We start from the raw sequence: 24,106 nt of genomic DNA, 5'->3' as shown, positions 1-24,106 counted from the left end.
GAGATCGCCATGCACCTGACCAGTGACAGCTTCCAGCATCGCCAGCGCCTGCCCGACGAGTTCGCGGCCGGCGTGCGCAATGGCGACGACGTCGGCTTCGGCAGGAACCGCAACCCGCACCTGCGCTGGGACGACGTGCCGGCCGGCACCAAGTCGTTCGCCTTGCTGGTGATGGACCCGGACGTGCCGACCGTGCCGGAAATGGTCGGCAAGCCGGGTGTCGAGATTCCCTCCGACCAGCCGCGTTGTGATTTCACGCACTGGGCAATGGCCGACATTCCGGTCGACGTTCGCGAGATCGCGGCCGGTGCCTGCAGCGACGGCATGGTGCCGCACGGCAAGCCGCAGCCCGCCGGTCCGGCCGGCAGCCGTCAGGGTCTCAACGATTACACCGGCTGGTTCTCGGGTGACGAATCGATGTGTGGCGACTGGCGCGGTTACGACGGCCCGTTCCCGCCGCCGAACGACCTGCGCCTGCATCGCTATTTCTTCCGGCTGTTCGCGCTCGATGTCGCGACGCTCGACCTGCCGGAGCGCTTCACGTCGGCGGACGTGTTCCGCGCGATGCACGGCCACGTGCTCGCCGAAGCGACGCTGCAGGCCAGCTATTCACTGCATCCGGGCGTCAAGGGCTGAAGCATTCCGCCGTTAGACTCCTTACGGCGGCCCAGCCTCGGTTCAGAGGCGGGCCCCCAGGATGCGGTGACGGCGTGGATTCGGGAGGTTGGGCGGTGCGGCAGTCGGGACGGGTGATGCGACGGAGCCTTGCGGTCGCGCTTGCGTTGTTGCTCGCCGGCTGTGGCGCGGCACCGGCACCGGTTACGCATGCCCCGGTCACGCTCGGCGACAAGGCGGTCGCGCCGATACCGGCGAACGACGAACCGCAGCCGCAACCCGCGGACGATCTGTCCGGCACGCACTGGCCCGCAGCACGCGTCGAGCACGGCCTCGCGCAGGTCAGCTGCGAACGCGACGACGCCGATGATGCGCCGCGCGCACTCGACTCGCTCGAATTCTTCCCGCTGTACGACGCGATGGCGACCTGCGCGTCCACCGGCCTGGTTCGCCTGCATTACAGCGGTCGCATCGATGGCGGTTTCACCGAATTGATGCGCCGCGTCTCCGCGATGGCGCAGCGCATGGATCTTCCCGAGCGCCTGCTCGACATCGATTCGCCGGGCGGGCATGTCGAGGAAGCGATCCGCGCAGGCGATGCACTCGCCGATGCGAAGTGGACAGTGCGCGTGCAGAACGACGCGAACTGCCTGTCCGCCTGCGTGCTGGTGCTCGCAGCCGCTGACGATCGCATCGTGCACGGCAACGTCGGCGTGCATCGCCTGATGCGCGATCGCTCGAACGCCACGTCGCGCGCCGAGCTCAACGACGAGCTGCGCAACGTCAACGGGATGGTGCGCGAATACCTCGAGCGCCACGGCGTCGCGCTCGCGGTCGCCGACCTGATGATGACGGTGCCGAATCGCCGCCTGCGCCTGCTCACCGCCGACGAACTCGACGAGTACGGCTTGGTCGGCCGCAACGCTGCGCAGGATGATCTGGATCGCATCGTCGTGCGCCGTAAGTGCGGCGAGGATTTCATGCGTCGCCGCGATGCATTCCAGCGCCAGTTCGAAGCGCGCTGCGGCATCGACGACAAGCCTTGGGATGAAGTGACGCGTTGCGGCCTCGAACTGCGCCCCGCGTACGGCTTCCCGGATGCGAAGTGCCCGGACGAAACGCCGCTTGCGGATGCGCAGCGCCGACTCGAACTCGAGACCACGCGTCAGGCGGCGCAGCTGGCCGAGGCGGATGCGGCGAAGGCTGCGGATGCTGCGAAGGATGACGCGTCGGCCGACAAGACCGTTGCATCGGCCGATGCGCCGGCATCGCATGGCGTATCCGCGCGCGACGCACGCTGACCGTTACGACATAACGTCACGCACCGAGCGCGACATCCGAAACGAAAAGGCCGCGATCGTGCAAACGTCGCGGCCTTTGTCATTGCGATGTACGTGCGTCGATCAGCTGCCGTGCGGCAGCAACGTCAGCAGCGCGATGCCGAGCACGATGCGATACACCGCGAACGCCGTGAAACGGTGCGTCTGGATGTAGCGCAGCAGCCACTTCACCGCGACGAACGCGGTGATGGTCGACACCACGAACGCGATCGCGAGCGCGGTCCAGTCTTCGCCCGCGGCGCCGCCGTCCTTCAGGACGTGCAGCAGCTCGTAACCGGTCGCCGCGAACATGGTCGGGATGCCGACGAGGAACGCGAATTCGGTCGCGGCCGCACGCGAGGTGGTGCCGGCGAGCAGCGCGACGAAGATCGTCGCCGCCGAACGCGAGGTGCCGGGAAACACGCCCGCCACGACCTGCGCGACGCCCACCAGCAGCGCGACCGTCCAGGTGATCGTGCGTCGCTCGCCGATCATGTTCGCGCGCCGTGCCGCGAAAATCTCCGCGACGATCATCCACACCGCGCCGATGATCAGCGCCCACGCGATCGGGGTGACGTCGTCGGGTAGTTCGAAGCCCAGCTTCTTGACGACGAGCCCGAGCACCGCGGTGATCGCGAACGTGACGCCGAGCTTGATCGCGTAATCACGCGCCGGCTGGCCGTGCACGTCGCCATTGCCGCGGCCGAGGAACGACATCGCCAGCTGCCACAAACGCTCGCGATAGATCGCGACGACCGCGAGGATCGCGCCGGCCTGGATCGCGATGTTGAAAAGGTCGGAGCGGTGCCCGAGCCAGCGTTCGGCGATCAGCAGGTGGCCGGTGCTGGAGATCGGCAGGAACTCGGTGACGCCTTCGATCAGGCCGAGCAGGAGGGCTTGCAGGAAGTCGGGCATCGCGTGCGGCCGCCGGAGGGGAGCGGGGATGGTACGGGGCAGTCCGTCGCGACGTCAGCCGCGCGTCCCGCCTATCGAACATGAACCGGCTTTGCTTTGCACGGCCGGCCTGCACCAGTTCGTGCTGCGACGGCCGATATCGTTCAACGGGATGCCGACCGCTACCGCCACCGTGAACGACACCGCCCGCCCGCGCCCTGCGGCGTTCTGGCCGCGCCTGCTTGAGGTCGTGGCCAGCCGTGAGCGGCGTCGCCGGTTGCGGCTGGTGCAGTGGCTGATCGCGACGCTCGTATACGGCGGAAGCGCGATCGTCCTCGCCGCAGGCATCGACCAGGGTTGGATGCAGGCGTCGGCGCTGCGCGCATGGCTCGGGTTCGTGACGGCCGTGCAGATCGCGAGTTACGTCGCGCTTCGCAGCGGCTGGAGCGAACGCTCGCGCGATCCGTCGCTGTCGGTATGGCAGCTGGCGATGGGCGTGGTCGCCGTCAACTGGGGTTACGTCATCTGCGGACCGATGCGCACGTCCGCGTTGTTCCCGTTGATGGTGATCTTCGCGTTCGGCGCCTTCGCGCTGCGTTGGCGGCAGATCGCTGTGCTCACCGTGCTCGCGGTCGCCAGCCTCGTAGCGGCGGTCGCGCTGCGTGCTGCGTATCCGCAATGGTCGACGGCGGAAGGCGTGGTCGAGCCGTTCCGCGTCGACATCAACAACGTGCTGATGATCCTCGTCGTGCTGCCCGCGCTCTCCGTGATCGCCGCGCGGCTGTCGGGCCTGCGGCAGAAGCTGCGTGACCAGCGCTCGGCGCTGGCCTCGGCGTTGGAGCAGGTCGAGCGGCTCGCGGTCAGCGACGAACTGACCGGCCTGCCGAATCGTCGATCGATGCAGGCGCTGCTCGAGCGCAGCATCGCGTTGTCCGATCGCGACGTCGCACCGTTCTGTGTCGCCATCCTCGACATCGATCACTTCAAGTCGGTGAACGACGAACTCGGCCACGCGGCCGGCGACGAGGTGCTGCGTAACGTGGGCCGGCTAGGTCGGGATCAGCTGCGTGCGACCGACGTGCTCGGACGCTGGGGCGGCGAGGAGTTCCTGCTGGTGATGCCGGGCGCACCCGACGTCGGCACCACTGCGCTCGAGCGCATCCGCGAGGCCGTCGCCTGTGGTGCGTGTCCGGGACGACGCGTCACGCTGTCGGCCGGCGTCGCCACGCATAGGCCGGGCGAGGACGCCGACGCGCTGCTCGCACGTGCCGATCGCGCGCTGTACCGCGCCAAGCACGACGGCCGCGACCGGGTCGCCCTCGACATCGGCTGACCGCCTTCGCAGCGCACCAGCAAGGTGCGCCCGTCGCCATCCGTGCACCGGCATGAAGCGGCCGCGACCATGGGTGCCGCACCGTCGCCCTTACGCATCAACGACTTGCATCACGCCGACGCTTGGCATCGTCCTTGCTGTGAAGGCGGGGTCAGCGCAATCCTGCGCCGCGCCCTTGCCCTCCCTCGGAGCCGCCATGTCCCTTGAGAACGTCGAAAAGCTCATCCGCGACCACAAGGTCGAATTCGTCGACCTGCGTTTCACCGACATGCGCGGTGTGCAGCACCACGTGACGTTCCCCGCCAGCATCGTCGAGGCCTCGCTGTTCGAGGACGGCAAGATGTTCGACGGCTCGTCGATCATCGGCTGGCGCGGCATCCAGCAGTCCGACATGGTGCTGCTGCCCGACCCGTCCACCGCGTTCCTCGACCCGTTCACCGCGGATCCGACGCTGGTGCTGATCTGCGACATCCTCGATCCGACCACGATGCAGGGCTACTCGCGCGATCCGCGCGGAATTGCAAAACGCGCCGAGGCGTTCCTGAAGTCGAGCGGCGTCGCGGATACCGCGTTCTTCGGCCCGGAGCCGGAGTTCTTCATCTTCGACTCGGTGCGCTTCGCCAACGAGATGGGCCACACCTTCTTCCATGTCGATTCGGAAGAAGCGCACTGGAACTCGGGCACCGACTACGCCGGCGGCAACACCGGCTACCGGCCGATGGTGAAGGGCGGTTACTTCCCGGTCGGCCCGCTCGACTCGCTGCACGACCTGCGCGCCGAGATGTGCAAGACGCTCGCCGCCGTCGGCCAGGAAGTCGAAGTGCACCACCACGAAGTGGCGAACGCCGGCCAGTGCGAGATCGGCGTCAAGTTCAACACGCTGGTGCGCAAGGCCGACGAGCTGACGACGATGAAGTACGTCGTCAAGAACGTCGCACACCGCAACGGCAAGACCGCGACCTTCATGCCGAAGCCGCTGGTGGGCGACAACGGTTCGGGCATGCACGTGCACCAGTCGCTCGCCAAGAGCGGCACCAACCTGTTCAGCGGCGACGGCTACGGCGGCCTGTCGCAGATGGCGCTGTGGTACATCGGCGGCATCTTCAAGCACGCGCGCGCGATCAACGCGTTCGCCAACTCGACGACCAACTCGTACAAGCGCCTGGTGCCGGGTTACGAAGCCCCGGTGATGCTCGCGTACTCGGCGTCGAACCGTTCGGCGTCGTGCCGCATTCCGTACGTCGCCAATCCGAAGGCGCGCCGCATCGAGATCCGCTTCCCGGATCCGATGAACTCCGGCTACCTCACCTTCGCCGCGCTGATGATGGCCGGCCTCGACGGCATCAAGAACCAGATCGATCCGGGCCCGCCGTCGGATAAGGATCTGTACGACCTGCCGCCGGAAGAAGAGAAGAACATCCCGACCGTGTGTCACTCGCTCGACCAGGCGCTGGAATCGCTGGACAAGGACCGCGACTTCCTCAAGGCCGGCGGCGTGTTCACCGACGACTTCATCGATGCGTACATCGGCATGAAGATGAAGGAGGTCACCGCGTTCCGCGCGGCGACGCATCCGCTGGAATATCAGATGTATTACACGATCTGATGATTGGTGCGGCCCGGGGTGATTAGCCTCGGGCCGCGTTGTTTGTGGGGGTTGTTGTTTCGCAAAAGCAACAGCGTTTCGTGCGCTGTCGCGCCCGAGTCACTTTCTTTGCTGGTGCAAAGAAAGTAACCAAAGAAAGCACCTTCCCCGAGGTGGTGCACAGCCTGCGACCGGATCGTTCGTGGGCGGCGGTCAGACTCGGCATCCTGCCTCGGCTGACCGCGGCGCACATCCATGTGCGCCGCCCTCCGGGCCGGGGAGCGGGCGCGTGGTTTCGTTTGAATTGCTGATGCACCGCAAGCCAAGGTCGATGCAAGCGCACCAAAAAATGTAGCGCGTCGCCACTGCAATCGTGAGGCCCGAAGTGCTTGGCCCTGCGGTATTTGAATCACCGAGTGCACTGCAATCCTGAGTCGATGCAAGCGCACCAAAGATGTAGCGCACGGCCACTGTAATCGTGAGACCCGAAGGGCGGCGCGCAGGACGCGCGCCGTCGCCACCCGAGGCAGGATGCCGAGTGTGGCGATCGCGAAAGACTCGCCGATCGCAGGCTGTAGATCCGTCGGGGAAGGCCCTTTCTTTTGGTCATCTTTTCTTTGGGCCAACAAAGAAAAGTGACTCGGCCGCGTAGCGGACGAAACGCCTTTGCTTTCGAACACCTCAGATCGAGAGACGAAAAGCACGAGATGGAAATCCACCCCAACCACCTCAACCACCCCGCCGTCATCGCGCTACTGCGCAGCCACCTCGACGCACTCGCACAACTGAGCCCCGCCGAATCGATGCACGCTCTCGATCTCGACGCACTAAAAGCCTCCGACATCACCTTCTGGACCGCCTGGGACGGCGACAACCTGATGGGCTGCGCGGCACTGAAGGCCCTCGACGCCACCCACGCCGAACTCAAGTCGATGCGTACCGCATCCGCCTACCTGCGACGCGGCGTCGCCAAGTCTTTGCTCGCCGTCGCGCTCGATGAAGCCCGCCGCCGCGGCCACACGCGCATCAGCCTCGAAACCGGCACCGCACCCGAATTCGCCGCCGCGCATGCGCTCTATCGTCACGCCGGTTTCGTCGACTGCGCACCGTTCGCGAGTTACGTCGAAGACCCGCACAGCACCTTCATGACGCTCGATCTCGTTCCCGCCTGACGGAGCCCGTATGTACCTCGCACGTCGCGTTCGATCGTTCGCTGCCTTTGCGATGTTCATTCCGACGCTCGCGAATGCGGCGACCCCGACGGTCGACAAGGCCGACACCGCGTGGATGCTCGTGTCGACGTTGCTGGTCGTGCTGATGATCGCGCCGGGCCTCGCGTTGTTCTATGGCGGGCTCGTGCGTGCGAAGAACATCCTGTCGATGCTCGTGCAGGTGCTGGTCATCGCGGCAATGGCGCTGGTGTTGTGGGTCGCATACGGATATTCGCTGGCGTTCGATGGCGGCGGCGTGCTGATTGGCGGCTTCGGCAACGCGATGTTGCGAAACGTGACGCCGCTATCGACAGTGCCGACGTTCACCGCCGGCGTCGCCATACCGGAGTTCGTCTACGTGGCGTTCCAGGGCGCGTTCGCGGCGATCAGTTGCGCGCTGGTGGTCGGTGCGACCGCGGAACGTGCGCGTCTGCGTGCCGTGCTCTTGTTCACCGCGCTGTGGTTCACCTTTGCCTACCTGCCACTCGCACACATGGTGTGGGCGTCGAACGGTTGGTTGTTCGCGAAGGGCGCGCTCGATTTCGCGGGCGGCACGGTCGTGCACATCAATGCAGGCATCGCCGGCCTCGTCGTTGCACGCAAGCTCGGTCCGCGCATCGGATTCGGACGCGAACGCCTGTCGCCGCATTCGCTTCCGCTGACGCTCGCGGGCGCGTCGCTGCTGTGGGTCGGCTGGTTCGGTTTCGACGCAGGCTCCGCGCTGGAAGCGAACGGCGTCGCCGCGCTCGCGTTCGTCAACACGCTGATTGCGGGTGCGGCGGGCGTTCTTGCATGGAGCGCGATCGAGGCACTGCGACGCGGTTACGCATCGATGCTCGGCGCGGCGTCGGGTCTGGTGGCGGGGCTGGTTGCGATCACACCGGCCTGTGGCACGGTCGGCGTCGGCGGTGCCCTCGTGATCGGTGCCTGCGGCGGGCTGGCGGGGTTCTGGGGCGTCGGTGCGCTCAAGCATCGGCTGCGCATCGACGACACGCTCGACGTATTCGGCATCCACGGCGTCTGCGGCGTCGTTGGTGCGCTGCTCACCGGCGTATTCAGCCTGCCGATGTTCGGCGGCACACTGGGCGCCGACGTCGGGCTGCTGCATCAGCTCGGCGTGCAGGCGCTGGGCGTCGCGGTGACGTTGCTGTTGTCGGGCGGCGTCGCGATGGTCTCGATCGAAGTCGTCTCGCGCATCGTCGCGCTACGCGTCGAGGCGGACGCCGAACGCGAGGGTCTGGACATCACCTCGCACGGCGAGTCGGCCTACGCGCCTTGATCGGATTCGCTACGGCCGCTTGAGTCCACCGGCATCACGGGCCTAGGATCGAAGCGAACCCGACCTGGTGAGGGATGTCATGGATGATCGCGCCGCCCAGATGCAACGTGTGCACGATGCACGCGTGCAGTGGCTCCACGAACTGCGTAATGCGATGAATGCGCTTGGTGTCACCGTGTCGCTCGGGCGCCGATTGCTCGAGCGCGGCGACAGCGATTCGGCGATGGACATGCTCGAACGCACCGAAGACGCCTGGGCGGACTGCCGCGCGTTGCTGGCCGCGGGGCCGGACGTCATCGGTGTCGGAGCGTCAGGCGGGCTCGACGCCGATGTTCAGTGGCGCAGCAGCGACAGCACCGCGCCGACTTCCAGCGGGTCGACCGGCTTCGCGCAGACGTCGACGCTGCGATAGCGCTCGGGCAGCGCTTCGCGCTCGTAGCCCGAGGCGAATACGAACGGTACGTCGCGCGCGGCGAGCGCGTCGGCGATCGGATACACCGCTTCACCGCCGAGGTTGACGTCGAGGATCGCGGCGTCGATCTCCGGTGCGTCGGCGATGAGCTTGAGTGCAGCTTCGACCGAGCCCACCGGCCCGACGATTTCCGCGCCCAGGTCCTGCAGCGATTGCGACAGGTAGAGCGCTTGCAGGTATTCGTCCTCGACGACCAGCAGGCGCAGGCCACCCACGTTCGACTCCGTCATATCGCAGTCCTCCGAATGGGCGCCGCACCACGCGGCTGAAGCGTTCACTGCGCGAACGGTACTCCATCGCACAGCCGCCGCCATTCAAACCATGTGAACGGCTCAGGTCGGTAGCGGAGCCAGATCGGTGGTGACGGACGCAAGACCGCGGCGCTCGCGCTTGGCTGCGTACATGGCCTCGTCCGCCTCGCGCATGAGCCGCGCGCCGTCGCAGCCATTGCGCTGCACGGCGACGCCGATGCTGCCGGAGATCGACAGCTGCAGGGCGCCGATCGCGAACGACGGCTGCATCGCGCTGGTGATCGCACGCGCACAACGTTCGGCGGACGTCGCGATGTCGCCGGTCGATTGAAGCAATACGACGAACTCGTCACCCGACAGGCGCGCGGCGACATCATCGCCGCCCACGCATGCGCGCAGGCGTTCGGCGAATTCACAGAGCACCGCATCGCCGACGTCGTGACCATGCGTGTCGTTGACCTGCTTGAACCCGTCGAGGTCGATGAAGACGACGGCAGTCTCGACGGTTTCGTGCGTTGCACGCTGCGAGGCGACTTCCAGCGCCGCCGCCCATGCCGCGCGGTTCGGCAACCCGGTGAGCTCATCACTCATCGCGCGATGCTCCAGCACCTGCGCAAGGCGCTTGTGCGCGGTGACATCGTGCGCAGCGACGAAGAAACCGCGTTCTCCGTCGACAGCCGAGGTGACGTCGGGAATGTAGGTCACGGTCGCATGCAGCTGCTCACCGGACGCGTCGAGACGCACGCGCTCGAAGCTCACCTGCTCGCCGGCGCGCACGCGATCGAGATACGGCATGGCTTGCCGCATGTCATCCGGATCGAGCACGTCGCCCATGTGCAGGCCACCGGCGTCGATGTCGCTGCGACCGAACCAGTCGCAGTAGGCGCCGTTGGCGAAGTGGTATCGAAGGTCGGCACCGACGTAGGCGATCATCGCCGGCACGTGGTCGGCGATCGTGCGCAGGCGTGCTTCGCTTTCGCGCAGTTGGCGTTCGGCGGCGGTGCGCTCCGAGATGTCCTGCAGGAAAGCCGTGAACAGGCGACGCCGACCGAGCCGCACCAGCGAAATGGTGAATTCGATCGGGAATTCGTGGCCGCTGCGATGACGCGCCGGCATCTGCAGGCGCTGGTCGAGTACGCGCGATTCGCCGCTGGCGAGGAAGCGCGCCATACCGCTCTCGTGTGCGCGGCGATGCTGCTGCGGCACGATCAAATCGCTCAGTGAACGACCGATGGCCTCGCTGCGACGCCAGCCGAAGATCGCTTCGGCCGCGCGGTTCCATTCCGAGACGCGGCCATCTTCCTCGCAGGCGACGAACGCGTCGTGCGAGTTCTCGAGGATGGTGCGGATGCGCAGCTCGCTCTCGCGCAACGCGCTTTCCACGTCACGACGTTGCTCGACTTCCACCGCCAGCGTGCGGTTCGCGCTTTCCAGTTCGCGCGTGCGTTCGACGACGCGGGTTTCGAGATCATCGCGCGCGGCGCGGATGGCGCGCTCGGCTTCGATCGTCGAACTGATGTCTTCGATGATCGAAATGAAGTGCAGCGGCTCGCCCGCCTCGTTGCGACGCAGCGACACGGTGAGATGCGACCACAGCGAATGCCCGTCGCGATGCAGGTAGCGCTTGCGCATCTCGTAGCGTTCGATGCGGCCGTCGAGCAATTGCTGCAGCAGCGCGAGGTCGCCGTCGAGATCGGCGGGATGCGTGATGTCCTGGAACGACAGCGTGAGCAGCTGATCGACCGGATGGCCGAGGAAGTCGCAGAGCGTGCGGTTGATGCGTAGCCAACGGCCATCGAGCCCGACGTGCGCGATGCCGACCGGCGCCTGTTCGAACGTGGCGCGGAACAGTGCTTCGCGCTCGGTGGCTTCGGCTTCGGCTTGTACGCGCGCGGTCACGTCCTGCGCGAACGCGAGCATCGACACGAGGTGGCCCGCGTCGTCGAATACCGCGGACATGAACCACTCGCAGTGCACGACGCGACCGTCGCGCGTGTAGTTGCGGTAGTGGATGATCTGGCTCGGCGTTTCGCCGGTCACCAGCGAGAGCATGGCGGTGGCCACGCTGTCGGCATCGTCTTCGTGGATGAAGCGCCACTGGTCCGGGCGGTCGCCGATGACTTCTTCCTCGGCCCAGCCGAACAGCGCTTCGGCCCGCGACGACCAGCGCCGCACGCGCAGGCGCGCATCGAACTCGACCACCGCGAGCGGCGTGTTGTTGACGTGCACGTCGAGGCGTTGCTCGGCTTCGTCCAGGCGCTGCCGGCGTCGCTGCATCTCCGCCTCGAAGATGATCATCGCCTGCTGCTGTTCGGTGACGTCGCGCGCGATGGCGTAGGTGCGGCCGTCGTCGCCCACGCGCGAATGCCATTCCAGCCAGCGATGCCCGCCCGACTTCACGCGATAGCGGTTGCGAAAGCGCGGGGTCGGGTTGCCGGTGTACGTGCGCACCGCTTCGGCCAGCGTGCGTTCGCGATCGTCCGGATGCACGAAGTCGATGAAGGGCTGTGCGTGCGTGTCGGCCGTCGTCCAGCCCAGCGCGGGTCTCCCAGGCGCGGTTGACGCGCACGATGGTGCCGGCCTGATTGGCGATGGCGAGCGGATCGGGGCAGAGATCGAAGAAGGCGTCGCGCTCGGCGCGTGCGCGGCGCGGTTCGGTGACGTCGTGCACCAGCGCCGCGAGGTAGGAGGGCGAACCATCGTCGTGGGGAATGACGGACGCATCGACACGCAGCCAGCTGTGGCTGCCGTCGAGCCGGGGCACGCGCAGTTCGAGGTCGAAGGCGCGCACGCCCTCGTCGACCACGGAGGTGATGTGGCGCATCAGCGCGACGGCGTCTTCCAGCTCGCAGGCGCCGATGGCCGCCCGGCCTTCCAGGCGTTCGCGCGGGCGGCCGAGCAGGTCGCAGGCGGCATCGTTGATCGCCAGCCAGCGGCCGTCCAGCCCGATCAGCGCGAGCCCGCCCGCGGCGTCGCGGAAGGCGCCTTCATAGGACCAGCGGGGCTCGACGGGGATGGCGGATTCGGGGTTTCGCATGAACCGGTTCATGCAATTGCCATGCCCGTTTAGCCGGCATATACGCGCACTGGATCACGCCGCCGACTTGACGGCACTCGCGCAACGATCAAGCGGATGCCGCGTCGATTAACGCCGCCGATACGGCGAATCGTGTGAACGGTGCGTCGACACGGCCGCCACTATTCTCGCGCGATCCCGCCCATGGGGATGGGCGCTTTCTCGAGATTTCACGTGACCGAAGCCACTGCGCGGCGCTCCCGTTCCGCCGCCAAGACCGCGCCTTCCAAGCCCGCCTACGACGATCCGCTGCAGGCGCTGCTTGCCGCGATGTCGCAGGTGAGCGAGGGCAACTTCGACGTTCGCCTGCCCGGCCACTGGGAGGGCATCGAAGGCCGCCTGGCGGCCGCGTTCAACGAGATCGTCGGCGAGAACCGGCTGCTCGCGGACGAGCTGGCCCGCGTCGGCCAGGCGGTCGGTCGCAGTGGCCAGACCCGCCAGCGCGTCGCCCCGGCTTCGCGTCGCGGCCAGTGGGCGCACATGGAGCGCTCGGTCAACGAACTGATCGACGACCTGGTGCGCCCGGTCGAGACCATTACCGAAGCGATCGCCGGCGTGTCGAAGGGCGACCTGACGCGCTTCGTGCCGCTCGAGGCGGGCGGCCGGCCGCTCGAGGGCGAGTTCCTGCGCTCGGCGACGATCGTCAATCGCATGATCGAGCAGATGGGCGAGTTCTCGTCCGAGGTCACGCGCGTGGCGCTGGAGGTCGGTACCGCCGGCCTGCTCGGCGGCCAGGCGCAGGTCAAGGGCGTGTCGGGCGTCTGGAAGGACCTGACCGACTCGGTCAACCAGATGGCGTCCAACCTCACCGCGCAGGTACGAAACATCGCCGAGGTGACCATCGCGGTCGCGAACGGCGACCTGTCGCGAAAGATCACCGTCGACGTGCGCGGCGAAATCCTGCAGCTGAAGGAAGCCATCAACACGATGGTGGACCAGCTGCGCGGCTTCGCATCGGAAGTAACGCGCGTGGCGCGCGAGGTCGGTACCGAAGGCAAGCTCGGCGGCCAGGCGATCGTGCCCGGCGTTGCCGGTACGTGGAAGGATCTGACCGACTCGGTCAACGCGATGGCGTCGAACCTGACGAGTCAGGTGCGAAACATCGCGGAAGTCACCACCGCGGTCGCGAAGGGCGACCTGTCGCGAAAGATCACGGTCGACGTGCGCGGCGAAATCCGTGAGCTGAAGGACACCATCAACACGATGGTCGACCAGCTCAACGGCTTCGCGGCGGAAGTCACGCGCGTGGCGCGCGAAGTCGGTACCGAAGGCAAGCTCGGCGGCCAGGCCGACGTGCCGGGCGTCGCCGGTACGTGGAAGGACCTGACCGACAACGTGAACCTGATGGCGTCGAACCTGACGCTGCAGGTGCGAAACATCGCCGACGTCACCACCGCGGTGGCGAAGGGCGACCTCTCGCGCAAGATCACCGTCGACGTGCGCGGCGAAATCCTGCAGCTGAAGGAGACCATCAACACGATGGTCGACCAGCTCAACGGCTTCGCGGCGGAAGTCACGCGCGTGGCGCGCGAAGTCGGTACCGAAGGGCGCCTCGGAGGCCAGGCAGTCGTGCCGGGTGTCGCGGGTACCTGGGGCGATCTCACCGAATCGGTGAACGCGATGGCGTCGAACCTGACGTCGCAGGTGCGAAACATCGCGGAGGTGACCACCGCCGTGGCGCGAGGCGACCTGTCGCGCAAGATCACCGTCGACGTGCGCGGCGAAATCCGTGAGCTCAAGGACACCATCAACACGATGGTCGACCAGCTCAACGGCTTCGCGGCGGAAGTCACGCGCGTGGCGCGCGAAGTCGGTACCGAAGGGCGGCTCGGCGGCCAGGCGCAGGTGCCGGGCGTCGCGGGCACGTGGAAGGACCTCACCGACTCGGTGAACTCCATGGCGTCCAACCTCACCGCGCAGGTGCGAAACATCGCCGAGGTGACCACCGCGGTGGCGCGAGGCGACCTGTCGCGCAAGATCGCGGTGGACGTGAAGGGCGAGATCCTCGAACTCAAGGTCACCATCAACACGATGGTCGACCAGCTCAACGGCTTCGCCGCGGAAGTGACGCGCGTCGCGCGCGAAGTCGGCGCGGAAGGCAAGCTCGGCGGCCAGGCGCAGGTGCCGGGCGTCGCGGGTACGTGGAAGGACCTTACCGACAACGTCAACTCGATGGCGTCCAACCTCACCACGCAGGTGCGAAACATCGCCGAAGTGGCGACCGCGGTGGCGCGGGGCGACCTGTCGAAGAAGATCGCGGTCGACGCGCAGGGCGAAATCCTGCAGCTGAAGAACACCCTCAACGTGATGGTGGACCAGCTCAACGGCTTCGCCGCGGAAGTCACGCGCGTGGCGCGTGAAGTCGGTACCGAAGGCAAGCTCGGCGGCCAGGCGTCGGTGCCGGGCGTCGCGGGTACGTGGAAGGACCTCACCGACAACGTCAACTGGATGGCGGCCAACCTCACCACGCAGGTGCGCGGCATCGCGAAGGTGGTGACCGCGGTCGCGAACGGCGACCTGCGCCAGAAGCTGACGGTGGAAGCGAAGGGCGAAATCGCCGAGCTCGCCGACACCATCAACTCGATGACCGACACGCTCGCGATCTTCGCCGACCAGGTGTCGACGGTGGCGCGCGAAGTCGGTATCGAAGGTCGACTCGGTGGCCAGGCGAACGTGCCGGGTACCGCGGGCGTGTGGAAGGACCTCACCGCCAACGTCAACCAGCTCGCCGACAACCTCACCACGCAGGTGCGCGCGATCGCCGAAGTGGCCACCGCGGTGACGCAGAACGACCTCACGCGAACCGTCACCGTCGACGCGAGCGGCGAAGTCGCGGACCTTCGCGACAACATCAACGTGATGATCTCGACGTTGCGCGCAACGACCGAGTCGAATCGCGAGCAGGACTGGCTGAAGACCAACCTCGCGCAGTTCCACGCGATGATGCAGGGCCAGCGCGACCTCGCCACGCTCGGCAGCCAGCTGCTCGGCGAACTCGCGCCGCTGGTCGATGCACAGCAGGGCCTGATCTACATCGTCGAAAGCGACGAGGCGGGCAACGAGAACGGGCAACTGCGCCAGCTCGCCGGTTACGCGGACGCGCCGGTCGACGCCGTGCACCACCTGATGAAGATCGGCGATGGCCTGATCGGGCAGTGCGCCGCGGAAGGTCGCATGATCCTGCTGCGCGACATTCCGAACGATCTCGTGCAGATCCGCTCCGGCCTTCTGAGCATGTCGCCGCGCAACGTGATCGTGCTGCCGGTGCTGTTCGAAGACGAGGTCAAGGCGGTCGTCGAACTCGCGTCCGTGCATGACTTCAACGACGTGCACCTGACGTTCCTCGAGCAGCTCTCGCGCTCGATCGGTATCACGCTCAACACGATCGAAGCCGGCATGCGTACCGAGGGCCTGCTGCAGCAGTCGCAGCAGCTCGCGGCGGAACTGCAGGCCCAGCAGCGCGAACTTCAGCAGACCAACGAGGAGATCGCGCTCAAGGCCGCGCTGCTCGCCGAGCAGAAGGCGGAGGTCGAAACCAAGAACAACCAGATCGAGCATGCACGCCGCGAACTGGAAGCCAAGGCCGCCGAGCTCGCGCTCACCTCGCGCTACAAGTCCGAGTTCCTCGCGAACATGTCGCACGAGCTGCGTACGCCGCTCAACTCGATCCTGATCCTCGGCCAGCAGCTTGCCGAGAATCCGGAAACGAACCTGTCGCCGCGTCAGGTCGAATTCGCGAAGACGATCCACGCCGCCGGTACCGACCTGCTGCATCTCATCTCCGACATCCTCGACCTGTCGAAGATCGAGTCGGGCACGGTCACCATCGAGACCGAGGTGATGACCTTCGGACACCTGCGCGAGAACATGGAGCGCAGCTTCCGTCACGACGCCGAACGTCGCGGCCTCGACTTCTCGGTGGACTTCGCACCGGAACTCGGCCCGTCGCTCACCACCGACCCCAAGCGCCTGCAGCAGATACTCAAGAACCTGCTGTCGAACGCGATGAAGTTCACCGAGGAAGGCAGCGTGCGCATGGCCGCGCGCGTGGCGACCAGCGGCTGGTCGCGCGGTCACGCGGTGCTCGACAACACCAAGACCGTCATCGCCTTCGACGTCACCGACACCGGCATCGGCATCTCCGCCGACAAGCAGCGCATCGTGTTCGAGGCGTTCCAGCAGGCCGACGCCGGCACGTCCCGCAAGTACGGCGGCACGGGCCTCGGCCTCGCGATTTCGCGCGAGATCGCGGGCCTGCTCGGCGGCGAACTCACGCTGTCGAGCCAGCCGGGCAAGGGTTCGACGTTCACCCTCTACCTGCCGCTGCGTTACGCCGACCCCAATGCCGACGACGGCAACGGTTTCGCCAACGCCATGTCGCGCGCGATGCAGAACCGCCCGACGCCGCGTGCGATCGCAGCGATCGCCGAGGCCGATAACGCGCATCCTGCGCCCGCCGCGCCCAAGAACATCGACGACGACCGCGAACATCTCAACGCGGAATGGCCGACGCTTCTCGTGGTCGAGGACGATCCGCGCTACGCCGCGGTGATGCGTGACCTCGCGCGCTCGCGCGGCTTCAACGTGCTGGTCACCAATCGTGGCGCGGAAGCGCTTCGGATGGTGCGCGACTTCAAGCCCAGCGCGATCAGCCTCGACATCTTCCTGCCCGACATGCTCGGCTGGACCGTGCTCGCGCGCCTCAAGCAGGACGCGTCGACGCGCCACATCCCGGTGCAGATCGTCACCGTCGAGGAGGACCGTCACCACTCGCTCGAGCGCGGCGCGTACAGCTACGTCGCCAAGCCGTCGAGCCCCGACCTCATCGGCGCGGCACTGGAGCGCATGCGCGACTTCACCAAGCCGCGCGTCAAGAAGCTGCTCGTAGTCGAGGACGACGCCGGCGAGCGCATGTCGATCGAAGAGCTGATCCGCCACGACGACATCGAGATCGTCAGCGTCGGCACCGGCGAGGACGCGCTGGAGGCCATGCGCGGCGGCGACATCGAATGCGTCGTGCTCGACTTGCGCCTGCCCGACATGAGCGGTTTCGACCTGCTCGATCGCCTGCAGGACGACGACATGCTGCGCGAGGTGCCGGTGGTCGTGTTCACCGGCAAGGAGCTGAGCCAGGCCGAGGACGCGCGCCTCAAGCGCATGGCCAAGAGCGTGGTGATCAAGGGCGTGGAGTCTCCCGAGCGCCTGCTCGACGAGACCTCGCTGCTGCTGCACCGGGTCATCGCCGACCTGCCCGAGCACAAGCAGAAGATGGTGCGACGCCTCACCGAATCGGACGAGGTGCTGCAGAACAAGCGCGTGCTGGTCGTCGACGACGACATGCGCAACATCTTCGCGCTGTCGATCGTGCTCGAACGCCACGGCATGGAGGTGCTGACCGCCAACAACGGTCAGGAAGCCGTGGACAAGGTCACATCCGACCGTGACATCGATATCGTCCTGATGGACATCATGATGCCGGGCATGGACGGTTATGACACGATGCGCGCCATCCGCAGCGACCCCGAAGCGCGCGCGATCCCGATCGTCGCGCTCACCGCGAAGGCGATGAAGGGTGACCGCGAGAAGTGCCTCGAGGCCGGTGCGTCCGACTACCTCGCCAAACCGGTCGTGACCGATCAGCTACTTGGAGTACTGCGTCAGTGGCTGCACCGTTGACCACAACGGGTAACGACCTGCAGGCGCCGGAGTCGGCGCCTGCCACGATCCTGCTGGTCGACGACCAGCCGGGTCGCCTGCTGTCGTACCGCGCGATCCTCGAACCGCTGGGCGAGAACCTCATCGAGGCACGCTCGGGCGAGGAAGCACTCAAGCGCCTCATGGAACACGAGTGCGCGCTGATCCTGCTCGACGTCAACATGCCCGGCATGGACGGCTTCGAGACCGCGAGCCTGATCCATCAGCATCCGCGGTACGAGAAGACGCCGATCATCTTCGTCACCGCGGTCAACGTCTCCGACCTCGATCGCCTGCGCGGCTACAAGCTCGGCGCGGTCGACTACGTCATGGTGCCGGTCATCCCGGAAATCATGCGCAGCAAGGTCAGCGTGCTGGTCGAGCTGTATCGCAAGCGGCGCGAGCTGCAGAGCGCGAACGAAAACCTGGCGCGCGCCAACGAAGACCTGCGCGTCGAGAAGGCGCGCGAGCTCGAAGCGCTCAACGAATCGCTGCGCACCGCCAACGTCGCACTCGCGCAGCGCAACATCGAACTGCAGGCGCAGATCGCCGAACGCGAACGCGCGCAGGCGCGGCTGCTCGAGCACGACCGTCGCAAGGACCAGTTCCTCGCCACGCTCGCGCACGAACTGCGCAATCCGCTGGCGTCGCTCGCCAATGCGGTGAACATCATGAAGCTGGGCGGCCGCTCCGGCGCCGAGCTGCACGACGCGATGGATCGTCAGCTGCGCCTGCTGGTGCGCCTGATCGACGACCTGCTCGACGTCGCGCGCATCAGCCAGGACAAGCTCGTCCTGCGCAACGTCACGACCACCATCGACACCGTGCTGCGCGCGGCGGTGGAAAGCATCTCGCCGGTGCTGCAGGCGACGGGCCACAACCTCGAGCTGCACGTGCCGGCGATCGAAGTTCCGCTGGACGCCGACCCTGAGCGCCTGTCGCAAGTGTTCGCGAACCTCATCAGCAACGCCGCGAAGTATTCCGACCCGACGCAGCCCATCCGCGTCGACTGCGAGCGCGATGGCGACGACGTGCTGGTGCACGTCACCGATCGCGGCATCGGCCTCGCGCCCGAACAGGTCGACGCGATCTTCGAACCGTTCGCACAGGTCGACACCTCGATCGAGCGCGCACGTGGCGGCCTCGGCATCGGCCTCACGCTGGTGCGTCGCCTGGTCGAAATGCACGGCGGCGAAGTCGCCGCGACCAGCAGCGGCCTCGGCCTCGGCAGCCGGTTCACCGTGCGCCTGCCGATCGGGCACGACGGCGAGATCGTGGAGCCCGGCCTCGACGCCATTCCGAATGCATCGCCCCGCCGCATCCTCGTCATCGACGACAACTGCGATTCGGCCGATACGCTGGCGATGATGTTGGAGATGCTTGGTCACGAAACGCAGCGCATCTACGACCCGCATGCCGCCGAGCAGGCGGTGTCGTCGTTCGCGCCGGATGTCGTGTTCCTCGACATCGGCATGCCCGGCATCAGCGGTTACGACGTCGCGCGCAAGCTGCGCGCCTCGGCGCTGGGCGAGACGGTGACGCTGGTGGCGGTGACGGGCTGGGGCCAGCCCGAGGACCGACAGCGCACCGCCGAAGCCGGCTTCAACCACCATCTGGTGAAGCCGCCGGAGATCGACGCGATCTGCCGGATCCTGGGCGCGTTGCCGGTTTACGAAGCGAAGGTTCCATGAGCGACCGCCCGCTGTTCGAGCGTCTGGTCCACGACCTGAAGGGCCCGCTGTCGCCGTTGCAGACTGCCGCGTACCTGTTGCGTCGCCCGGAGCTTCCGCAGGAACGCCGCGTCGAACTCGCCGAGACCATCGAGCGCCAGTCGCGTCGCATGGCCAGCATGATCGAGGAGCTGGGCGACTGGGTGCGCTCGCAGGAAAACCGGCTGGTGCAGCGCATGCGTCCGGTCGACGTGCAGATGCTGCTCGACCTCGCGGTCGGTGGCGTCGCCGGTTGCACCGTCACGGGTGACGCCGCGCCGGAACTCGCCGGCCATCATGTGCTCGGCGACGAATCACGTCTGCAGCAGGCGCTGAGCAGCCTGATCGCGTTCTCGCAATGGCATTCGAAGGCCTCGCCCGGCCTGCATGCCTGGCGCGAAGGCGACCAGGCGCTGATCGAAGTCAGCGATGCCGGCGAAACACCGGACGACGCGGCGGCGTTGCTCACCGACCCGCTGCCCGAGCCGCCGGACCTAGGCCTCGGCCTGCGCCTGATCATCGCCGAGGCGATCGTGCGCTCGCACGGCGGCACGCTGACCGCGAGCGCGCTGTCACCGGGTCTCGCGTTCCGCATTTCGCTTCCGCTGGTCGAATGAGGGCGCGCGATGCGTTCGCAGCCGTCGCGTTGTTCGCATCGGGTTGCGCGATGAGCGCCTCGCATCCGACGCCATCGGGCGACGACCCGGTCGCCGTCGTCCAGCGCCAGCTCGACGCCTACAACCGCCACGACCTCGACGCGTTCATGGCGACCTATGCCGACGACGCCAAGGTCTGGCGCATGCCGGGTGCTGCGCCCGCACTCGACGGCGCCGACGCCATCCGCGCGTTCTATCGCGATTCGCGCTTCAACCTGCCGACGCTGCACGCCGAACTGGTCGCGCGCACGTCGCTTGGGCAGAAAGTGGTCGACCACGAACGCGTGACCGGCCTCGGCGCTGCGCCGACCGAGGCGCTCGCCGTGTACGAAGTCGTCGACGGCCGCATCGCCACGGTCTGGCTGTTCAAGCCGTAGCGCGACGCCCGATCCGTCGCCGCGTCTGCACTACCATGGTGCAATGACGGCCGCGCCCGACCTCGACCAGCTGACCACGCCGCTCGCGTGGACCACGCTCGACGCGCGCATCGCCGGCTGCAACATCGCCTTCGCGCGCTGGCTCGGCGTAGGTTCGCGACGCCTGATCGGCCTGCGGCTGGCCGCGCTGGCCGAAGACGGCGGCCTCGATGCCGTGCTCGATCGCGCCGCCGAAGCCACCGACGCGCCGTTGCGCCTGCGCCGCCTCGGCCTGCGCTTCGCCGACGGCGCCGAGCGCTTCTGCGACGCATGGCTGAGCCGGCGCGAGGATGGCTGGTTGCTGGAAGCGCATCCGGTCGACGAATTCCCCGATGACGATCCCGCGCGGCTGCCGTCGGCGTTGAGCGCCGCGTTGCGTGGCCTCGCGCACGAACTACGCAATCCGCTCGCCGGTTTGAAAGGTGCAGCGCAGCTGCTCGCACGCCGGTTGGATGCGAACGATGCCGATGGTCATGCGCTCACGTCATTGATTGACGCCGAAACCGCGCGCCTCACGGGTCTGCTCGATCGACTGTTGTCACCGGCGCCACCGCAACCGCATGCACCGCTCAACGTGCACGGTGTGCTGGAGCGCGTGCTGCGCCTCGCTGAATCCGACGCGGGCTGGGCCGTGCGACTGGTGCGCGACTACGACCCCAGCCTGCCCGATGTCGATGGCGATGCCGACCGCCTCACGCAGGCGACCTGGAACCTTGTGCGCAACGCGATCGAAGCCGGCGCATCGCAGGTCACGCTGCGCACGCGCGCCGAGCACGCCGTGCGCATCGGCGAGGCGGTGTATCCACTCGCGCTGCGTCTCGAAATTGCCGACGACGGCCGCGGCGTGCCGGCGGAACTCGCTGAGCGACTTTTCCTTCCGCTGGTGAGCGGGCGAGCCGACGGCACGGGTTTAGGACTCGCGCTCGCGCAGCAGGTCGTGCGCGAACACCGCGGCGCGCTCAGCTATCGCTCGCGTCCGGGCCATACCGTGTTCACCCTGCTGCTGCCGTTGCCGGAGCCCGTCGATGCCTGAGTCGCTGATCTGGATCGTCGACGACGAAGCCGCGATCCGTTTCGTGTTGTCGACCGCCTTGCGCGATGCCGGCTGGCGCGTCGAAGCATTTCCCGATGCCGCCTCCGCGCTGCACGCATTCGACGAAGCGGCATCGCCACCCGACATGCTGTTCACCGACGTGCGCATGCCCGGCGACGACGGCCTCGTGCTGCTGGAAAAACTCAAGACGCGTCATCCGGACCTGCCCGTCGTGGTGATGAGCGCCTACACCGACATCGCGAGCACTGCCGGCGCATTCCGTGCCGGCGCATACGAGTTCCTGTCGAAACCGTTCGATCTCGACGACGCGGTCGCGCTTGCCGCACGCGTGCTCGGCCCGTCGACACCCGCGATCAGCACGCCCGACGAATTGCCGGCGACCAGCGAAGCACTGCTCGGCGCCGCGCCGGCGATGCGCGAACTGTTCCGTGCGATCGGTCGTCTCGCGCAGGCACCGTTGTCGGTGCTGGTCACCGGCGAAACGGGCACCGGCAAGGAACTCGTCGCACGCGCGCTGCACCGCGAGTCGCCGCGTGCGCACAAACCCTTCGTCGCGCTCAATACCGCGGCGATTCCGTCCGAGCTGCTCGAGTCCGAACTGTTCGGGCATGAAGCCGGCGCGTTCACCGGCGCGGCGCGTCGTCATGTCGGTCGCTTCGAACAGGCGCACGGCGGCACGTTGTTCCTCGACGAGATCGGCGACATGCCCGCGGCCCTGCAAACGCGACTGCTGCGCGTGCTGCAGCAGGGCGAGTTCTTCCGCGTCGGCGGTCGCGAGCTCATTCGAGTCGACGTGCGCGTGATCGCCGCGACGCATCAGGATCTCGAAGCGCGCGTCGCCAGCGGCCAGTTCCGCGCGGACCTGCTGCATCGCCTCGATGTCGTTCGTCTTCGACTTCCACCGCTGCGCGAGCGCCGCGAAGACATTCCGCTGCTCGCCGCGCATTTCCTCGCGCAGGCGGCATCGCGGCTGGGCGCGCGCGCGAAGCGACTCGATCGCGATGCGCTCGAACGCCTGCAGTCGCATGCGTGGTCGGGCAACGTGCGCGAACTCGAGAATGTGTGCTGGCGGCTTGCCGCGCTCGCACCGGCCGAACGCATCACGCGTGCCGATGTCGACTCCGCACTCGGCACCACGACGTCGCAATCCGTCCCCGTCGACTGGGACGCCGCACTCGCCGACTGGGCGCGCGATGCGCTCGAGCGCGGCGATGCGAACCTGCACGACGTGGCGCGCGAACGCATGGAGCGCGTGCTGCTCGACGTCGCGCTGGAACGCACGGGCGGGCGACGCGCGCAGGCCGCGGCGCTGCTCGGCCTCGGGCGCAATACCGTGACGCGCAAGCTCGGGTCCGGTCGTCGCCGCACGCCGCCCGACGCCGGCTAGCTTCACCGCATGCGAATGCATGCATCGCAGACTGTCGAACCTTCGCAAGGAGACCGCCATGAAGACGTGCCTCGCCGTGCTGATTTCCACCGTGCTGCTCGCCGGTTGCGCGACCACTTCCACGCAGGCGCCAACGGCCTCGACGCCCGCGTACACCGCGACGGTCGGCGTCGCGGCGCCACCGGTTGCGAACGCGACGATCGCGATGGCGCCCGCATCCGGCTCGCTGGTCAGCGGTCGCCTGCGTGCGATGGCGATGACCGACGGCGTGCACATCACCGGCGACATCGGTGGCCTGACGCCCAACAGCACGCACGGCCTGCACGTGCACGAGGTCGGCGACTGCAGCGCGGCGGATGCGACCAGCGCCGGCCCGCATTTCAATCCGAACGGTCGTCCGCATGGCAATCCCATGGGCAGCGCGCATCACGCGGGCGACCTGCCGAACATCAGCGCGGGCAGTGATGGCGTTGCGCATGTCGACCTGCACGTCGCCGGTGTTTCGCTCGGCGGTGCGGCGGGGACGAACGTGATCGGTCGTGCGCTGGTCGTGCATGCCGGCGTCGACGACTACACATCGCAACCCGCGGGCAATTCCGGTGCGCGCATCGCCTGCGGCGTGATCCGCGCGGGAGGTTGACGATGCTCGGACACCTGCGCGTTCGCGATGCGGTGCCGACCGATGCCGAACTGCTCGCGCGCTGGGCGTGCACGATGGCGCACGAAACCGAACATCTCGAACTCGACCCGAAGATCGTGCTGGCCGGTGTCACGCAGGGCATCGCCGATCGCGCGAAGGCGCATTACATCGTCGCCGTGCGCGAAGTGCCGCTGGCGGGCGCAGAGACCATCGCCGAGCCGGTCGGCATGCTGATGACGACGACCGAATGGAGCGACTGGCGCTGCGGGCACTGGTGGTGGATCCAGAGCGTGTACGTGACGCCCGAGCATCGCCGCGCCGGCGTGTTCCGCGCGCTGTTCTCGCACGTGCGCGCGCTCGCCGCGTCGCGTCGCGACGTGCTCGGCCTGCGCCTGTATGTCGAGCGCGAGAACGATGCCGCGAAGGCGACCTACACCGCACTCGGCATGCAGGACGCCGGCTACCGCATCTTCGAAACAACCACGCGCGACACGCGCTGACGCATCACACGGCCG

The 24,106-nt window shown here is 67.3% G+C and carries 18 protein-coding genes and 1 pseudogene; 15 read left to right on the top strand and 4 right to left on the bottom strand.

Going from position 1 to position 24,106, the window contains the following annotated elements:
• Positions 1-9: 9 nt before the first annotated feature.
• Both ACVWZN_RS11860 and ACVWZN_RS11855 read left to right on the top strand, forming a co-directional pair.
• Complete coding sequence (locus tag ACVWZN_RS11860; RefSeq protein ID WP_456953987.1) at positions 10-636, top strand: YbhB/YbcL family Raf kinase inhibitor-like protein; 627 nt, start codon at positions 10-12, stop codon at positions 634-636.
• 116 nt (positions 637-752) lie between these two features.
• Positions 753-1,916 carry a hypothetical protein gene (locus tag ACVWZN_RS11855; RefSeq protein WP_456953986.1) on the top strand — a complete coding sequence of 388 codons (1,164 nt, stop codon included), beginning with the start codon at positions 753-755 and terminating at the stop codon, positions 1,914-1,916.
• Between the two features lie 102 nt (positions 1,917-2,018).
• On the opposite strand, the gene ACVWZN_RS11850 is transcribed toward ACVWZN_RS11855, so the two are convergent.
• Entirely contained in the window at positions 2,019-2,849 is an 831-nt protein-coding gene (locus ACVWZN_RS11850) for an undecaprenyl-diphosphate phosphatase (RefSeq protein WP_456953985.1), read from the bottom strand.
• A 172-nt stretch (positions 2,850-3,021) separates the two neighbouring features.
• On the opposite strand from ACVWZN_RS11850, the gene ACVWZN_RS11845 reads away from it, so the two are divergent.
• The 5 genes from ACVWZN_RS11845 to ACVWZN_RS11825 all read left to right on the top strand — a co-directional run bounded on the left by ACVWZN_RS11845 (position 3,022) and on the right by ACVWZN_RS11825 (position 8,648).
• Positions 3,022-4,161, top strand: a complete 1,140-nt coding sequence (locus ACVWZN_RS11845; RefSeq protein ID WP_456953984.1) for a diguanylate cyclase — start codon at positions 3,022-3,024, stop codon at positions 4,159-4,161.
• Between the two features lie 196 nt (positions 4,162-4,357).
• A complete protein-coding gene (glnA, locus tag ACVWZN_RS11840) occupies positions 4,358-5,767 on the top strand; it encodes a type I glutamate--ammonia ligase (RefSeq protein WP_456953983.1) in 1,410 nt (469 codons plus the stop codon).
• A gap of 686 nt (positions 5,768-6,453) precedes the next feature.
• Positions 6,454-6,918: a GNAT family N-acetyltransferase gene (locus ACVWZN_RS11835; protein WP_456953982.1), complete on the top strand. Its 465-nt coding sequence runs from the start codon at positions 6,454-6,456 to the stop codon at positions 6,916-6,918.
• Between the two features lie 10 nt (positions 6,919-6,928).
• On the top strand, positions 6,929-8,236 hold the full coding sequence (locus ACVWZN_RS11830; RefSeq protein WP_456953981.1) for an ammonium transporter: 1,308 nt from the start codon (positions 6,929-6,931) through the stop codon (positions 8,234-8,236).
• A gap of 79 nt (positions 8,237-8,315) precedes the next feature.
• Positions 8,316-8,648: a hypothetical protein gene (locus tag ACVWZN_RS11825; protein ID WP_456953980.1), complete on the top strand. Its 333-nt coding sequence runs from the start codon at positions 8,316-8,318 to the stop codon at positions 8,646-8,648.
• Here the strand turns inward: ACVWZN_RS11825 and ACVWZN_RS11820 are convergent.
• From ACVWZN_RS11820 to ACVWZN_RS11810, 3 genes and pseudogenes are all read right to left on the bottom strand, one after another.
• Positions 8,570-8,938 (bottom strand): response regulator, encoded by a 369-nt coding sequence (locus tag ACVWZN_RS11820; RefSeq protein ID WP_027081592.1) that lies wholly within the window; start codon positions 8,936-8,938, stop codon positions 8,570-8,572. The two genes, ACVWZN_RS11825 and ACVWZN_RS11820, sit on opposite strands and share 79 nt — an antisense overlap.
• Positions 8,939-9,040: 102 nt before the next feature.
• Positions 9,041-11,449: a PAS domain S-box protein gene (locus tag ACVWZN_RS11815; protein ID WP_456953979.1), complete on the bottom strand. Its 2,409-nt coding sequence runs from the start codon at positions 11,447-11,449 to the stop codon at positions 9,041-9,043.
• A 73-nt stretch (positions 11,450-11,522) separates the two neighbouring features.
• A pseudogene (locus ACVWZN_RS11810) lies at positions 11,523-11,996 on the bottom strand (PAS domain S-box protein); the annotation flags it as partial.
• A gap of 213 nt (positions 11,997-12,209) precedes the next feature.
• On the opposite strand from ACVWZN_RS11810, the gene ACVWZN_RS11805 reads away from it, so the two are divergent.
• From ACVWZN_RS11805 to ACVWZN_RS11770, 8 genes are read left to right on the top strand one after another with little or no spacing between them, the layout of a single operon-like run.
• A complete protein-coding gene (locus ACVWZN_RS11805) occupies positions 12,210-17,711 on the top strand; it encodes a HAMP domain-containing protein (RefSeq protein WP_456953978.1) in 5,502 nt (1,833 codons plus the stop codon).
• Positions 17,696-19,420, top strand: coding sequence for a response regulator (locus ACVWZN_RS11800; protein ID WP_051234566.1), 1,725 nt, complete (start codon positions 17,696-17,698; stop codon positions 19,418-19,420). The genes ACVWZN_RS11805 and ACVWZN_RS11800 overlap by 16 nt, the downstream gene beginning before the upstream one ends.
• Positions 19,417-20,055: a sensor histidine kinase gene (locus ACVWZN_RS11795; protein ID WP_456953977.1), complete on the top strand. Its 639-nt coding sequence runs from the start codon at positions 19,417-19,419 to the stop codon at positions 20,053-20,055. Before ACVWZN_RS11800 ends, ACVWZN_RS11795 begins: the two co-directional genes overlap by 4 nt.
• A complete protein-coding gene (locus ACVWZN_RS11790; RefSeq protein ID WP_456953976.1) occupies positions 20,052-20,471 on the top strand; it encodes a nuclear transport factor 2 family protein in 420 nt (139 codons plus the stop codon). Before ACVWZN_RS11795 ends, ACVWZN_RS11790 begins: the two co-directional genes overlap by 4 nt.
• Before the next feature lie 43 nt (positions 20,472-20,514).
• On the top strand, positions 20,515-21,543 hold the full coding sequence (locus ACVWZN_RS11785; RefSeq protein WP_456953975.1) for a two-component system sensor histidine kinase NtrB: 1,029 nt from the start codon (positions 20,515-20,517) through the stop codon (positions 21,541-21,543).
• Entirely contained in the window at positions 21,536-22,951 is a 1,416-nt protein-coding gene (ntrC, locus tag ACVWZN_RS11780) for a nitrogen regulation protein NR(I) (protein ID WP_456953974.1), read from the top strand. Before ACVWZN_RS11785 ends, ntrC begins: the two co-directional genes overlap by 8 nt.
• Before the next feature lie 58 nt (positions 22,952-23,009).
• Positions 23,010-23,591, top strand: coding sequence for a superoxide dismutase family protein (locus ACVWZN_RS11775; RefSeq protein WP_456953973.1), 582 nt, complete (start codon positions 23,010-23,012; stop codon positions 23,589-23,591).
• A 2-nt stretch (positions 23,592-23,593) separates the two neighbouring features.
• Positions 23,594-24,091: a GNAT family N-acetyltransferase gene (locus ACVWZN_RS11770; RefSeq protein ID WP_456953972.1), complete on the top strand. Its 498-nt coding sequence runs from the start codon at positions 23,594-23,596 to the stop codon at positions 24,089-24,091.
• Positions 24,092-24,106: the final 15 nt, after the last annotated feature.

It is taken from the genome of Lysobacter sp. HA35 (genome assembly GCF_054061195.1).
The sequence above is the reverse complement of the archived record's forward strand: the minus strand, read 5'-3'. Positions and strand labels throughout refer to the sequence as shown.

What these genes read in the sequence shown, in the direction of transcription:
- glnA (WP_456953983.1), top strand. Translation starts at nt 4,358, where the DNA reads ATGTCCCTTGAGAACGTCGAAAAGCTCATCCGCGACCACAAGGTCGAA.
- ntrC (WP_456953974.1), top strand. Translation starts at nt 21,536, where the DNA reads ATGCCTGAGTCGCTGATCTGGATCGTCGACGACGAAGCCGCGATCCGT.
- ACVWZN_RS11775 (WP_456953973.1), top strand. Translation starts at nt 23,010, where the DNA reads ATGAAGACGTGCCTCGCCGTGCTGATTTCCACCGTGCTGCTCGCCGGT.
- ACVWZN_RS11795 (WP_456953977.1), top strand. Translation starts at nt 19,417, where the DNA reads ATGAGCGACCGCCCGCTGTTCGAGCGTCTGGTCCACGACCTGAAGGGC.
- ACVWZN_RS11830 (WP_456953981.1), top strand. Translation starts at nt 6,929, where the DNA reads ATGTACCTCGCACGTCGCGTTCGATCGTTCGCTGCCTTTGCGATGTTC.
- ACVWZN_RS11770 (WP_456953972.1), top strand. Translation starts at nt 23,594, where the DNA reads ATGCTCGGACACCTGCGCGTTCGCGATGCGGTGCCGACCGATGCCGAA.
- ACVWZN_RS11785 (WP_456953975.1), top strand. Translation starts at nt 20,515, where the DNA reads ATGACGGCCGCGCCCGACCTCGACCAGCTGACCACGCCGCTCGCGTGG.
- ACVWZN_RS11850 (WP_456953985.1), bottom strand. Translation starts at nt 2,849, where the DNA reads ATGCCCGACTTCCTGCAAGCCCTCCTGCTCGGCCTGATCGAAGGCGTC.
- ACVWZN_RS11820 (WP_027081592.1), bottom strand. Translation starts at nt 8,938, where the DNA reads ATGACGGAGTCGAACGTGGGTGGCCTGCGCCTGCTGGTCGTCGAGGAC.
- ACVWZN_RS11835 (WP_456953982.1), top strand. Translation starts at nt 6,454, where the DNA reads ATGGAAATCCACCCCAACCACCTCAACCACCCCGCCGTCATCGCGCTA.
- ACVWZN_RS11825 (WP_456953980.1), top strand. Translation starts at nt 8,316, where the DNA reads ATGGATGATCGCGCCGCCCAGATGCAACGTGTGCACGATGCACGCGTG.
- ACVWZN_RS11790 (WP_456953976.1), top strand. Translation starts at nt 20,052, where the DNA reads ATGAGGGCGCGCGATGCGTTCGCAGCCGTCGCGTTGTTCGCATCGGGT.
- ACVWZN_RS11855 (WP_456953986.1), top strand. Translation starts at nt 753, where the DNA reads ATGCGACGGAGCCTTGCGGTCGCGCTTGCGTTGTTGCTCGCCGGCTGT.
- ACVWZN_RS11860 (WP_456953987.1), top strand. Translation starts at nt 10, where the DNA reads ATGCACCTGACCAGTGACAGCTTCCAGCATCGCCAGCGCCTGCCCGAC.